Origin of the sequence: Mesorhizobium sp. LjNodule214 (assembly GCF_964252735.1) — a bacterium.
Lineage (GTDB): Bacteria > Pseudomonadota > Alphaproteobacteria > Rhizobiales > Rhizobiaceae > Mesorhizobium.
On record NZ_CAXUPE020000002.1, the window covers coordinates 2,004,109 to 2,016,941 of the forward strand.

Annotated in this window: 11 protein-coding genes; 8 read left to right on the forward strand and 3 right to left on the reverse strand. The window is 62.4% G+C overall.

Going from position 1 to position 12,833, the window contains the following annotated elements; translation table 11 throughout:
- The first annotated feature begins 10 nt into the window (after positions 1-10).
- The 6 genes from ACSQ3Z_RS23500 (at position 11) to ACSQ3Z_RS23525 (ending at position 6,983) form a co-directional block, all read left to right on the forward strand.
- Positions 11-1,543: an ABC transporter ATP-binding protein gene (locus tag ACSQ3Z_RS23500; RefSeq protein ID WP_436173642.1), complete on the forward strand. Its 1,533-nt coding sequence runs from the start codon at positions 11-13 to the stop codon at positions 1,541-1,543.
- The gene (locus ACSQ3Z_RS23505; RefSeq protein ID WP_436173643.1) at positions 1,543-2,211 is read left to right on the forward strand and encodes a cysteine hydrolase family protein; all 669 of its coding nucleotides are present in this window, start codon (positions 1,543-1,545) and stop codon (positions 2,209-2,211) included. The genes ACSQ3Z_RS23500 and ACSQ3Z_RS23505 overlap by 1 nt, the downstream gene beginning before the upstream one ends.
- Positions 2,204-2,554 (forward strand): cupin domain-containing protein, encoded by a 351-nt coding sequence (locus tag ACSQ3Z_RS23510; protein ID WP_436173644.1) that lies wholly within the window; start codon positions 2,204-2,206, stop codon positions 2,552-2,554. The genes ACSQ3Z_RS23505 and ACSQ3Z_RS23510 overlap by 8 nt, the downstream gene beginning before the upstream one ends.
- Positions 2,551-4,383, forward strand: a complete 1,833-nt coding sequence (atzF, locus tag ACSQ3Z_RS23515) for an allophanate hydrolase (protein ID WP_436173645.1) — start codon at positions 2,551-2,553, stop codon at positions 4,381-4,383. The genes ACSQ3Z_RS23510 and atzF overlap by 4 nt, the downstream gene beginning before the upstream one ends.
- Before the next feature lie 265 nt (positions 4,384-4,648).
- A complete protein-coding gene (locus ACSQ3Z_RS23520) occupies positions 4,649-5,347 on the forward strand; it encodes a GntR family transcriptional regulator (protein ID WP_436173646.1) in 699 nt (232 codons plus the stop codon).
- 280 nt (positions 5,348-5,627) lie between these two features.
- Positions 5,628-6,983: a glutamine synthetase family protein gene (locus ACSQ3Z_RS23525; protein WP_436173647.1), complete on the forward strand. Its 1,356-nt coding sequence runs from the start codon at positions 5,628-5,630 to the stop codon at positions 6,981-6,983.
- A 46-nt stretch (positions 6,984-7,029) separates the two neighbouring features.
- On the opposite strand, the gene ACSQ3Z_RS23530 is transcribed toward ACSQ3Z_RS23525, so the two are convergent.
- The 3 genes from ACSQ3Z_RS23530 to ACSQ3Z_RS23540 form a co-directional block, all read right to left on the reverse strand.
- Positions 7,030-7,671 (reverse strand): ThuA domain-containing protein, encoded by a 642-nt coding sequence (locus ACSQ3Z_RS23530; protein ID WP_436173648.1) that lies wholly within the window; start codon positions 7,669-7,671, stop codon positions 7,030-7,032.
- 282 nt (positions 7,672-7,953) lie between these two features.
- Entirely contained in the window at positions 7,954-8,589 is a 636-nt protein-coding gene (locus ACSQ3Z_RS23535) for a Crp/Fnr family transcriptional regulator (RefSeq protein WP_436173649.1), read from the reverse strand.
- Positions 8,590-9,045: 456 nt separating this feature from the next.
- Positions 9,046-9,696, reverse strand: coding sequence for a hypothetical protein (locus tag ACSQ3Z_RS23540; protein ID WP_436173650.1), 651 nt, complete (start codon positions 9,694-9,696; stop codon positions 9,046-9,048).
- A gap of 439 nt (positions 9,697-10,135) precedes the next feature.
- Between ACSQ3Z_RS23540 and ACSQ3Z_RS23545 the strand changes: the two genes are divergently transcribed.
- Both ACSQ3Z_RS23545 and nusG read left to right on the forward strand, forming a co-directional pair.
- Entirely contained in the window at positions 10,136-12,232 is a 2,097-nt protein-coding gene (locus ACSQ3Z_RS23545; RefSeq protein ID WP_436173651.1) for a GumC family protein, read from the forward strand.
- A 20-nt stretch (positions 12,233-12,252) separates the two neighbouring features.
- Positions 12,253-12,822, forward strand: a complete 570-nt coding sequence (gene nusG, locus ACSQ3Z_RS23550; RefSeq protein ID WP_436173652.1) for a transcription termination/antitermination protein NusG — start codon at positions 12,253-12,255, stop codon at positions 12,820-12,822.
- Positions 12,823-12,833 lie beyond the last annotated feature (11 nt).

Below are 12,833 nucleotides of genomic sequence, written 5' to 3' on the forward strand. Positions count from 1 at the left end.
GGACACCGCGATGAGCGCAACCACCCACAAGAAGGCGGTCGGCGTCGAGGCCATCGGCATGACCATGCGCTTCGGCGCCTTCACGGCGCTCGACAATGTCTCGGTCAAGGTGCCGGCCGGTTCCTTCCACGCCCTGCTCGGCGAGAACGGCGCCGGCAAGTCGACGCTGGTCAAATGCATGATGGGCTTTTACCACCCGACCTCCGGCGACATCCTCGTCGACGGCCGCGAGGTGACGATCGCCAGCCCCAGGGATGCCTCGGCGCTCGGCCTCGGCATGGTCTACCAGCATTTTACGCTGGTGCCGTCGCTGACCGGCGCCGAGAACCTGGTCATCTCGCGTGAAGAGGTTCCCGGCGTCATCGACTGGCGCAAGGAGCGCGTCGCGCTCGCCCAATTCATGGAGCGGATGCCGTTCAAGCTGCCGCTCGACGTCAAGGTGTCCGAGCTCGCCGCCGGCGAGAAACAGAAGCTGGAGATCATCAAGCAGCTCTATCTCGGCCGCTCCTTCCTGGTGCTGGACGAGCCGACCTCGGTGCTCACGCCCGGCGAGGCGCAGGAGGTGCTCGGCCTGGTGCGCGCCATGACCAGGGCTGGCGACCTCACCGTGCTGATGATCTCGCACAAATTCCATGAGGTGACGGCCTTCGCCGACGACGTCAGCGTGCTGCGCAAGGGCAGGCTGACCGGCACTGGCCGCGTCGCCGACCTCGACCACAAGCAGATGGCAGCGATGATGATCGGCGACCAGCCGATCGCCGCGCTCGACAGCCGCGCCGAACCGAAGCCCGACGCCGAGATCGTGCTCAAGGTGAAAGCATTGAAGGCGCCGGACCACACCGGGCTGAAGTCGATCCGCATCGAGGATCTCGGCGTGCGCTCCGGCGAGATCGTCGGCATCGCCGGCATTTCCGGCAACGGCCAGAAGGAGTTCCTCGAAGTGCTGGCCGGGCAGCGGCCGCGCGATGCCGGCGAAGTCATGGTGCGCGGCACTGCCTATGCGGCGACGCGCGCCGAGGCACGCGCGCTCAATGTCCGCCTCATCCCGGAGGAGCCGCTGAAGAACGCCTGCGCGCCGAAGATGACGGTGGCCGAGAACATCTCCTTCCGCACCTTCGATATCGACGGCAACGGCAGGCCGGTGAGCTGGATCAATGCCGGTGCCATCAGATCCTTCAGCGCCCGCCTGGTCGAACAGTTCAAGGTCAAGACCGCATCGCTGTCCTCGCCGATCGCCTCGCTGTCGGGCGGCAATGTGCAGCGCGCCGTGCTTGCCCGCGAACTCACCGGCGAGGTCGATCTTCTGATCGTCTCCAACCCCTGCTTCGGCCTCGATTTTTCCGCCGTGGCCGAGATCCGCGCCCGCATCATGAAGGCACGCAATGCCGGTGCCGCCGTCCTTCTGATGTCGGAGGATCTCGACGAATTGCTCGAACTCTCCGACCGTATCCTCGTAATGTCCGACGGCGCGCTGGTCTACGAGACGCCGATCGCGCAGGCGAGCGTGCAGACGATCGGCGAGCATATGGCGGGACATCATTGATGGCTGACATCGAAGCGCAGCCGTTTCCATTCGCCTTCAAGCCGAACACCCTGGCGCTGGTAGTCATCGACATGCAGCGCGATTTTGCTGAGCCCGGCGGCTTCGGCGCCAGCCTCGGCAACGACGTCAGCCGGGTGACCGCGATCGTGCCGACGGTGAAGCGACTGATCGAGGGCTTTCGCGCCGCCGGCCTGCCGGTGATCCACACCATGGAGTGCCACAAGCCCGACCTTTCGGACCTGCCGCCGGCCAAGCGCGATCGCGGCAATCCTTCGATCCGCATCGGCGATGCCGGTCCGATGGGCCGCGTGCTGATCGCCGGCGAGCCGGGCACGGCGATCCTCGACGAGCTTGCGCCGCTGCCCGGTGAAATCGTCATCGAAAAACCCGGCAAGGGGGCGTTCTATGCCACAAGCTTCGGTGACGACCTCAAGCGGCTCGGCGCGCAGCACCTCGTCTTTGCCGGGGTGACGACCGAAGTCTGCGTGCAGACGACAATGCGCGAGGCCAACGACCGCGGCTATGAGTGCCTGCTCGCCGAAGACGCGACGGAGAGCTACTTTCCCGAGTTCAAGGCGGCGGCGATCGCCATGATCAGGGCGCAAGGCGCCATCGTCGGCTGGACGGCCACGACCGACCAGGTGCTCGAGGGAATTGCCAATGCCTAATCTTGCCTTTGCCGGCCTGCTCGACGGCGGCTGGCGCGATCTGGCGTTCGAACATTTCCGCGACGGCATCACGGTGCATTGGCTGCTCAAGGGCGGACCGGTCGAGCCGTCTGTCGCGATTCTGAAATACCAGCCCGGCGCCGGCGTGCCGCGCCACCGCCATGTCGGGCTGGAGACCATTGTCGTGCTGGAAGGCACCCAGAGCGACGAGAACGGCGACTATCCCACCGGCAGCGTCGTCCTGAACCCGGTCGGCACCGAGCATTCGGTGTGGACGAAGGACGGCTGCGTCGTGCTGATCCAGTGGGACCTGCCGGTGATCATTCTGGGGGAGGCCAAATGAGCGATATCCACTTCGACATCGGACGCCTGCACAGCACCTATCGGGCTGGCACCGGCGTCGCGGAGGTGATCGACACTGTCTATGCCCGCATCAAGGTGGCTGATGATCCGGGCATCTTCATCCACCTTGCGCCCAAAGAAGATTTGCTTGCCGCAGCCGAAACACTCGGCCCGTTCGACCCCGTGGCAAAACCGCTCTGGGGCATTCCTTTCGCCGTCAAGGACAACATCGACGTCGCCGGCATGCCGACGACGGCGGCCTGCGCCGAATACACCTATTGGCCCGAAAAGGACGCCACCGTGGTTTCGCGGCTGAAGGCGGCCGGCGCGCTGGTCATCGGCAAGACCAATCTCGACCAGTTCGCCACCGGTCTCGTCGGCGTGCGCACGCCCTGGCCGATCCCGCGCAACGCCATCGACGAGGCGCTGGTGCCGGGCGGCTCTTCGTCCGGATCGGCCGTATCGACGGCGCGCGGCATCGTCTCCTTCGCGCTCGGCACCGACACCGCCGGCTCCGGCCGCATTCCGGCGGGCCTCAACAACATCGTCGGGCTGAAGCCGACCGTCGGCGCGCTTTCGGCCGCCGGCGTCGTGCCGGCCTGCCGCACGCTCGACTGCGTCTCGGTGTTCGCGCTGACCGTCGACGACGCCTATAGGGTGTTCTCCGTCGCCGCTGCGCGCGACGCTGCCGATCCCTATTCGCGCGACGTCGCCGTCCAGCCGCTCGCCATGCGCCCGCCGGTGCTGAGCCTCGGCATCCCGGCAAAAACCGACCTGAAGTTCTTCGGCGACGCGGCGATGCAGGCCGGCTTCGAGGCCGCGCTTGCCATGCTGTCGCGGCTCGGCTGCCGGCTGGTCGAAATCCCCTTCGGCGATTTCTACGCCACCGCCAACCTGCTCTACGAGGGCGCCTGGGTGGCCGAGCGCTATGCGGCCATCCGCGATTTCATGGAGACTAACGAAGCAGCCATGCATCCGGTGACGCGCAAAATCATCGGCGGTGCCAGGAACCTGTCGGCGGCGGACGCCTTCCGCGGGCTCTATGCCTTGCAGGCCTACAAGGCGAAGCTCGCCTCCGTCATCGCCTCGGTCGATCTGTTCTGCGTGCCGACCGCGCCGACGCACTACACCACTTCTGCCGTGCTCGCCGATCCGGTCGAGACAAACAGCCGCCTCGGCACCTACACCAACTTCGTCAATCTGCTCGACATGTGCGGCATCGCCGTGCCGACCGGCAGGCGTGATGACGGCCTGCCGATGAGCGTCACCTTGCTGGCGCCGGCCGGACGCGATGCGCTGACGGCGATGCTCGCCCGCGACCTGCATGCGGCGAGTGGCCTTCCGCTCGGCGCCACGGGCTGGCCGCAGCCCGGCTTGCAGCCTGCCGCCCAGCCGACCAACGACGGCATGATCGACCTGGTGGTGGTCGGCGCGCATCTCTCGGGCATGCCGCTCAACGGCCAGCTCAACCAACTCGGCGCACAGTTCCTGCGCGCGACCAGGACCGCCGCCGCCTACAAACTCTATGCGCTGGCCGGCCAGTTGGTGCCCAAACCCGGCCTGATCCGCGTCGCCGATGGCGGCATGGCGATCGAGGTCGAAGTCTGGCGGCTTTGTGCCGACGCCTTCGGCCGCTTCGTCGCCGCCATCCCGCCGCCGCTCGGCATCGGCACGATCGAGCTCGACGATGGAACATTGGCGAAGGGATTCCTCGCCGAAACGGCGGGCCTGTCGGCGGCGACCGACATCTCGGCCTATGGCGGCTGGCGCAGCTTCGTCGCAAGTGCCCGCGAACCGCGACACCGCCTGGAAAGCGTTCCGTCCAGTTGAACGATCGGCACCGAGCCGTGGCCCGACGCCGTGACGAAGAGGGAAACGGGCACGGCCTTCGAGATTCCGTATGGAACGACGATGGTCCGCCTCATCCTGGGTCGCGCTGGCGCCCCGCGACCGCGCGCTTGCGGCGCTGCGGTTGAAGCGTCTATCATATGCCGCAAAATTGCTGGCCTCGGCTCTCATACCGCGTTCGGCTGACCCGGATTACGAGCGGCGTCTGCTGCGTAGATTTCAGAACGAATGAAGTAGCGCATCGCCAATGGCCGACAAGACACAATTCGGATTGACCGCCCTCGACACCGTCCCCCTGCATGAGAAAGTCTATCTGGAACTCGTGCGGGCGTTGATGTCGGGCCAGTTCGTGCCTGGCCAGAAGCTGACCTCGCGCAAGCTCGCCAAGGAGCTCGGCACCAGCGACATGCCGGTGCGCAGCGCCTTCATGCGGCTGCAGGCGCTGCGCGCGCTGAGCCCGATGCCGAACGGCAGCGTCGAGGTGCCAATCATCTCGGCCGAGCGGTTCTCCCAGCTGACCGCCGTACGAACGATCCTGGAAGGTTCGGCGACCGAGCTGGCGACACAGCTCATCAACGGCAACAATCTGCGGGCCATCCGGCGCCACTGCGCCGAGCTGACCATGGCGGCGCGCAAGGGGGATATCGACGACTATCTGCGCAAGAACTACGCCTTCAAGTTCTCCATCTACCGCCACTGCGGCAACGAGCAGATGATCTTCCTGATCGAGACGGTCTGGATGCAGGTCGGCCCGTTTCTCAGGAACCTCGGCATGGGGTTCGAGGACGACCTCGCCTCCATTCTCGACATCGACTACCACGAGGAGGCCGTGGCGGCGATCGAGGCCCAGGACGCGGAGCGCGCTCGCGCCGCAATCGTGCGCGACATCGACGAAGGCGCAGCGCATATCCTGCGGCAGGCCAGGTTTCCGGAAACGCGGAGCTAGAAAAGCCCGGGCCCGAAAGGTTTCCGCTGGCCGACCCTGCGCTTCTCCCAACCGGCAGCTCAAATGCAGCTTGGCTTTGCCCTGACTTCCCTCTATGTTGCGATCGCAAATCGCACAATTGGTTTTGAAATGCCGCCCGACATCCCGGCTAGTGAATTGAAAAAATGAAGGAAATTCCGTCGGCAAAAGCCGAGGCGGCCTTCAGAAACTCACGAGCTATTTTTACCAGGGATATCGTGGCGCCAGGCTACGGCACCTTTCAAAAACCAGAGGTTGGAAATTGGGCGAAGCAATTGCGGACGTTTTGAACTGGCTTGAAAGCAGAAACGACATCCAGAGTCTGAGGGCCGCGGTGTGCGACCTCAACGGCATCATGCGCGGCAAGCGCATTCCCGTCGAGCAGGCGCGCAAGGCGCTGGAGGGCAAGCTGCGCATGCCTTTTTCACTGATCGGCCTCGACGTCTGGGGCGAGGACATCGAAGGCAACGCACTGGTTTTCTCGACCGGCGATGCCGATGGCCTCTGCCAGTGGACCGGACGCGGCATCCTGCCCGTCAACTGGACCGCGCATCCGACAGCACTTGTCCCGCTCTGGCTTGCCGACGAGAACGGCGCGCCCTATCTGGGCGACCCGCGGCGGGCGCTGGCCCGTATCCTCGACCGCTACAAGGCGCTCGGCCTGACACCGGTGGCTGCCACCGAACTCGAATTCTATCTGGTCGACCCGCAGTCGCAGCGCCTTGTGGGGCCTGTCTCGCCGGTGACCGGGCGCCGTCTCGATTCCGATGCGGCACTGTCGATCGACGAGATCGACGATTTCGAAGCCTTCATCCACGACGTCTACGATGCCTGCCGCATGCAAGGCATTCCCGTCGACACGGCGATTGCCGAGAACGGCGTCGGCCAGTTCGAGATCAATCTGAACCATGTCGCCGATGCCTTGCGCGCCGCCGACGATGCGGTGCTGTTCAAGCGCACCGTCAAGGGCATCGCCCGCAAGCATGGCTTTGCCGCCTGCTTCATGGCCAAGCCCTATGGCGACCGTGCCGGCAACGGCTTTCATGTCCATTTCAGCCTGCTCGACACCGACGGCCGCAACGTCTTCGACGACGGCAGCGACCAAGGGTCCGAGATCATGCGCCATGCCGTCGGCGGTCTGCTTGCGGCCATGGCCGAGAGCACGCTGGTGTTTGCGCCGCACTTCAATTCCTACCGCAGGCTGCGTCCGCGCTCCTACGCTCCGACCGCGGTCGCCTGGGGCTACGAGAACCGTATGGTGGCGATCCGCATTCCCGGTGGGCCGTCGGCGGCGCGCCGCATCGAGCATCGCGTTTCGGGTGCCGACGCCAACCCCTATCTGGTGCTGGCCGCGATCCTTGGCGCGGCGCTGATCGGCATCGAAAGAGAACTGTCGCCCGGCGACCCGACCCGTGGCGAAGGGCAAGGCGGCCAGCCGGCCAGGCTGCCGCCAGACTGGGCCTCCGCCATCGCCAGTTTCGAAAGCGGGCCGCATGTCGCGGAGATCTTCCCGACGATCCTGCGCGACTCCTTCATTGCCTGCAAACGCCAGGAACTGAACACCTTCGCGCTCAACGTCAGCGACTTCGAACTCGAGACCTATCTCGAAAGCGTTTGATCAACATCAGCGCCCAAGCAAGACCTTGGCCGGGGCGCCAGTGCTGTCAGCGCGCCGCCCAGGCCAAGCCGCGGCGAAGAATGGTCCGCATTTGCGGTACCGCAAACTCCGCGGCCGCGTGCCCGAGCGACGAATAGAAGACCTTGCCCTTGCCGTGCCGGCGCTTCCACACCACCGGCATGACGACGCCGTCGATCCAGGGCGCATGGTCGCCGGAGAAGGTGGTGGTCGCCAGCACCTCGTTCGCCGGATCGACATGCATGTAGTACTGCTCCGAGCAGTAGTTAAAATCATCGATGCCGCTCATGATCGGATCGTCGTGCCGAACGACGTTCACCCGGTAGTCGATGATGTTGCCGGGGTGCGCGACCCACTGGCCGCCGCACATGAACTGGTAGTCCGTCGATTCACGGAATGCGTCGCCCATGCCGCCGTGGTAGCCGCCGAGGCCGACGCCGCCCTCCACCGCCTTCGTCAGGTTGCGCTCCTCGTCCTTGCTGAGCTTGGACATGGTGTAGATCGGCACGATCAGGCTCAGATCGGCGATCGCCGGGTCGGCGAATACAGCGGTCGTGGTCTCGACGCGCACGCCAAAGCCTTCCTCCTCGAGTAGCGCCTTGACGGCACCCGCCCCCTGTTCCGGCTCGTGCCCCTCCCATCCGCCCCATACGATCAGCGCTTGCCGCATAGTCATCTCCGTCAATGGTTTTACCGAGGTATCAACCAGGGTCGCCAAACATAAGTCGCCGGGTCATGATTCGGGCGACAGCCCGCCGCCCGGACAAGCTGTCTCTCCTCGAGCGATTTTCCAAACACAAAAAAGCCCGGCGCCAGGAGGCTGCCCGTGCGTGATGCTTGCATCGCGAGCAACGTTGCGGAAGTTGCACGCTCAGACTGGGCCGGAAAGCCGGGTATCTCTTCGATCCACAATCGATGGATGGATCGACCGTGTCGCAAAGCCGCTTGGACGTCAGATCGAGATGTAAGACCGATCAAATCCGGCTGTTTCGATAAGGCCTGCATGGTCATGCAACTCGACCACGCCATTGCGGAATGAAGCCAGGCCGGCCTCTCGCAAGGCCTTCATGACGCGGCTCACATGCACAGCGGAGAGACCCAACGCGTCGGCCAATTCGGCCTGGGTCAACGGGCAAACAAAACGGTCCGGATAACTCGTTGCCGACCGATGTGCGCGGCAGGCCAGTTCGAGCAGAAGATGGGCCGTGCGCTCAATGGCTCCCCTCCGACTGACTCCTGCCAGATGTTCCACAACCCGGGAATATCGACTTGTCTCAGCCTGCAGCACAGCCTCGCAAAAGGGCTGCGGATAGCGCGAAAAACAAGTACGGACAGGACCGGCCAACTCAATCGCGGTTACGTCCGACAGGGCCGTTACCGTCTCGCTGACTTCGCCGGCGAATTCGATCAAGGCAATTTCGTGAGGAAGCGCAAAATCGACGATCAGGCGTGAGCCGTCCGGCAGCGTCTTGGCAAATGCCGCCCACCCGGAAGTTATGATCAGAATAGCCGATCTGGCCTGATACTCGCGCGCGATCGTTGTGTTGGCCGTATAGGAACGGCGCACGGCTCCCGGCAACTCAGACACACCCCTCTCCCAACTTGCTTCAGCAAGTGTAGGTCTCGGCCCGAATCCAAGAACCTGCTTTGATAAGCTCATCTCGCCCCGAAATAACCCAGCCACAGGTCAACCTGAAGCTGCAAATCTAAATCAAATACTCCGAAAGTGCCATCAATGATTTCATCCAGGTGGCGGCGCAGTCTACCACCTTTGGCTAGGGTCCTACCACCCTGTGATGTTGGAGCGGGCAGGCGCGGCCAAAATTGGCCCGGGAGGACTACCGCGGGTCTCGGAAAAACATCGCCGCGCGGTGCCGGCATTCGAGCAGCCGGGCGCAGCCGCGCCGGCCTGCAAAAGGCTTGCTCAGCCTAAGGCGCTGTACTTCATTCTATCAGCAAGGGTGCCTGCTGGTCGCCTGTGGCAAACCAACGAACAGATGGTCCCGCCATCGAACGGACTTGTCCTTCGGGCGTCACTCAACCATCACGACGACCTTTGCGGTCGCCTCGACTGGCCCGAACCATCGCCGGCGGGATGGTTCAGCTCGAGCACAGCTTTCTTTTGAGATCCTCTGGAAGCGGAATTGCGGCCTGCTATTCGAGAAGATACTGGAACTGCAGAGCCTGGCAATAGATCGGGGGCTCGCAGTTCTTGCGAAGATGCACCGGAGAGTAACTGACTCTCTCTTCCAGGACTTTCCGCTGCGCCGGCCGAAACGATCTGTTCCTTTGTTGCGGCTGTTGGTTTCCGGCGCAGGAAAGGCCGTGAATTCGAGGGACGTTTCGCGTTGAAAGTTTGTCGTCTTTCCTCGGCAGTCTCCAGGTCACCGACTGCCGATATTACCGACGCCAGCCTGTCTTCGATCTGCGACAACCGCCTTCGGGTGAAAAGCAGGGCAACCAAAACCAAAAAAGTATTCGCGAGAACGACAAGGACTGCCCCTGCAGGGCCTTCGAAGCTGTACAAAATCAATCCGACAGCCCCGACAAACACGACAAGGGCACTGTAGCTCAGCATCCGGCCCTCCTTCAGAAGAAGCGCCAACGGCAAGCTTGCCAGCAGCACCAGAATGGCTCCTGATCTATTCGCCACCCAGTCCACAAACGCCAAACCGAATTCGCCGTACGTGTCCATATCAACCCCAGGCTCGCCGAGACAAATGAGGTATCCGCCGCATTCGCGTCGTCGGAGGGTGCACGCTCGCCGTCGCCCCCTTGATGGCGCCAGTGCTGTTGTAGACCTCCCGGATGAACAGGGAAAGGTGCCTGCCGACGCCCTGAAGACCTCTGGAAGGCTATCGGGTAGACCAGATCGACCTTTAGCCGAGTTACTACTCATTAATGGTAATGGCGAGGGTGTCCGCGAAGCTGATATGGTTTCGATTGACCGGTTGCGTGATCGGTCAACGGGCGGAAGAGAGCGATTTGGACATGCCAGATGGCGGGGCGAAACCTTACCGTTTCATGCGCGTGAGCGCACTTAGCAGCTAGCTGCCCGAAGGATCTTGAAGTGCGAGCCATTCAGCCGGCGCTGAAGGGGTAGGAGTTCTGTTGTTCGTCGCAAGGATTCGGAAATGCCTAGCCCGACTGACAATCCGATCATGACCCGGCAATTGATGCCGCTCGACGTCAGGGAGATTCTCGATTTCCTTGTCCGGCGCTGGAAGTTTGTCTGTGCAATTGCAGCGATCACCTTCGCCGTATTCCTGGTTGCCGCCTATAAAATCCCGCCATCGTACACGGCAGTCGCGCAAGTCTTACTGGACGCGCCAAACGATTATGTGACTCCGCAGGATTACTCCAAATCCGACTTTTCGGACAATTCAACATTCATCGAGAGTCAGATTGCAGTCCTGAGGTCCACTTCGCTTCTGCAGAAGGTCGTCGATGGCGAAAAGCTGACGGAAGATCCCAACGTCGGGCTGGCGGCACTGGATTGGCTCAAGGGCGCACTGGGCGTCTCGCGCGTCGGGCTTGCGGACGTCATCGAGCTTTCCGTAACCTCCTACGATCCGGAAAAATCGGCATCCCTCGCGAACGCAATTGCCCAAGCCTATGTTGTTGACCGGGTAAAGTCCCGTTACGAGGGCGCCAAGAAAGCGTCCACATGGCTCAGTGAGCGGGCCGCGTATCTGCGGGAAGAACTCAGCCGGTCGGAACAAGCCGTCCAGAAATTCCGGATCGATCATAATTTATTGTCGACACAATCGGGCAGCCTGACCGACCAGCAGCTGTCTGAATTGAATGTCGCCCTGATCAATGCGCGCGCGGAACTGTCGGAGAAAAAAACAAAATATCAGCTGGTTGACAAACTGCTGAGTGGTGGCGGCGATATCCAGACCATACCCGACGTATTGCAGTCCGTTGTCGTCAGCGCCCTTCGAGCTCAGCAATCCGTGGTGGCGCGGCGGGAAACCGACCTTCTGCTGAAGTATGGCGAACGGCATCCGGACGTCGTGGCCGCTCAGGCGGAGCGCCGGGACATCGAGGGACAGATTTCCGCCGAGGTTCAGCGCCTGATCGGCAATCTGAAGAATGAAGTCGACGCCGCCGAGGCCCGCGAAGCTTCCCTCTCGCGAGCCCTGGCGTCGGTATCTGACAAGTCCGAAGTCGAAGGCCAGGTTGGCGTCCAGTTGCGCGACCTGCAGAGGATTGCCGACGCGAACAAGGAACTCTTTGGGACGTTCCTGTCTCGCGCCAAGCTCGCCGAGGAAAAATCCACCCTCCTCAACAGCGGCGTGCGCGTGATCACGGATGCCGAGGTTCCGGATTCGCCAAGCTTCCCGAACAGGCCGCTTTTTGCGGCTCTGGGTCTGGTGCTTGGTTTCTTCTTTGGTGGCGCCGGCGCCGTTCTTCGTGAACTTTTCGCCTCCGGCTTCATGGCGAAGAAACAGATAGAGGAAGAACTGGCCGTTCCAGTTCTTGCGTCCATGCCGAGAATGTTGGGCTGGTCGGGAGACGCCAATTCCCAATCCCAACCCGTGGCCTATCTCGAGCGCCGGCCGCTGTCCAGATACAGCGAAGCCGTGCGACGGCTTCGCCTGGGCGTGGAGGCTACGCCGGGGTTGGGGCATTCGCCGCGTCTCACGCTGCTGACATCGGCAATGCCCGGGGAAGGAAAGACAACTCTGGTTTTAAGTCTGGCCTGCTCCGCAGTCGCCGACGGTGACCGGGTCCTGGTGATCGATGCAGACTTGCGACTTTCGGCAGCCACGGCCTTCTTTGGCATGGGGGATAAGGTCGGATTGGTTGACCTTCTGACTTTGCCGATGAAGGCCACAAACGCAATTCATCGGGACGAACGTTCGGGAATTTGCGTGCTGCCTGCCGGCGCCAGGACGCGGAACCCGCCTGCCCTTCTGGCTTCGGCGCGAATGCGCTCGCTGCTCGATGAGCTTCGCGGAAAATTCGATACGGTGATAATCGACGCGCCGCCCGTGGGCCCTGCTGCCGATGCCTCGATCCTAGCGCCGCACGTCGACAAGGTCGTCTTTGTCGTGAAGTGGCGTGACACCTCGCGCGAGGCCGCTGCCGAGGGAATCCGAAGTCTTGGCGGCCGTTCCAAGATCGCCGGCATTGCCCTGACAATGGTGGACGAACCAAAGCTACCACGATACGGCCGTTATACGTCGCTCGAGAGCAGTGTATCGGACAGTTACTATCTCAACTAAGAAAAGAAGAGATATCAAAAATGCTTCAATCTGACCTAGACTACAATTCACTTCCGGAGCCGATAACAGAGCGCCGCGACGGCAAGGCTGCGCGTTGGTGCGTGGTCCAGACACATCAGCATTCCGAGAGCCTGGCCGAGCGGCACCTGCTGTCGCAGAACTTCCGAACCTACCTGCCCAAGCGGAAGCGAACTGTTCGGCACGCTCGTAGCGTCAAGACCGTTTGCAGTGCGTACTTTGACTGCTACCTGTTTGTCTCCTTGGCTGTCGATCAGCAAAGTTGGTACCCAATCAACTCTACCGTTGGCGTTCGAAAGCTCGTCATGAGTCACGGCGTGCCGACACCGGCGCCATACGGCGTCGTTGAGTCCCTGATATCGGCGACCGACGGCGACGGCATCTTGCATCCGGATGTACTGTTGAGGCCGGGGCAAAGAATTCGGATCACCGACGGACCGTTTTCGGACCAGCTCGGCGTCCTTGATTACGTTGGAAGAGCCGGAGCAGTTAGAATTCTTCTCGATATCATGAACCGTTCAATTCCAATTACCATTGATAGAGAGAATATATCGATCGTCTCTCAAAATTGAGCATATTTTTC

What these genes read in the sequence shown, in the direction of transcription:
- ACSQ3Z_RS23505 (WP_436173643.1), top strand. Translation starts at nt 1,543, where the DNA reads ATGGCTGACATCGAAGCGCAGCCGTTTCCATTCGCCTTCAAGCCGAAC.
- ACSQ3Z_RS23510 (WP_436173644.1), top strand. Translation starts at nt 2,204, where the DNA reads ATGCCTAATCTTGCCTTTGCCGGCCTGCTCGACGGCGGCTGGCGCGAT.
- ACSQ3Z_RS23500 (WP_436173642.1), top strand. Translation starts at nt 11, where the DNA reads ATGAGCGCAACCACCCACAAGAAGGCGGTCGGCGTCGAGGCCATCGGC.
- ACSQ3Z_RS23530 (WP_436173648.1), bottom strand. Translation starts at nt 7,671, where the DNA reads ATGCGGCAAGCGCTGATCGTATGGGGCGGATGGGAGGGGCACGAGCCG.
- atzF (WP_436173645.1), top strand. Translation starts at nt 2,551, where the DNA reads ATGAGCGATATCCACTTCGACATCGGACGCCTGCACAGCACCTATCGG.
- ACSQ3Z_RS23545 (WP_436173651.1), top strand. Translation starts at nt 10,136, where the DNA reads ATGCCTAGCCCGACTGACAATCCGATCATGACCCGGCAATTGATGCCG.
- nusG (WP_436173652.1), top strand. Translation starts at nt 12,253, where the DNA reads ATGCTTCAATCTGACCTAGACTACAATTCACTTCCGGAGCCGATAACA.
- ACSQ3Z_RS23540 (WP_436173650.1), bottom strand. Translation starts at nt 9,696, where the DNA reads ATGGACACGTACGGCGAATTCGGTTTGGCGTTTGTGGACTGGGTGGCG.
- ACSQ3Z_RS23520 (WP_436173646.1), top strand. Translation starts at nt 4,649, where the DNA reads ATGGCCGACAAGACACAATTCGGATTGACCGCCCTCGACACCGTCCCC.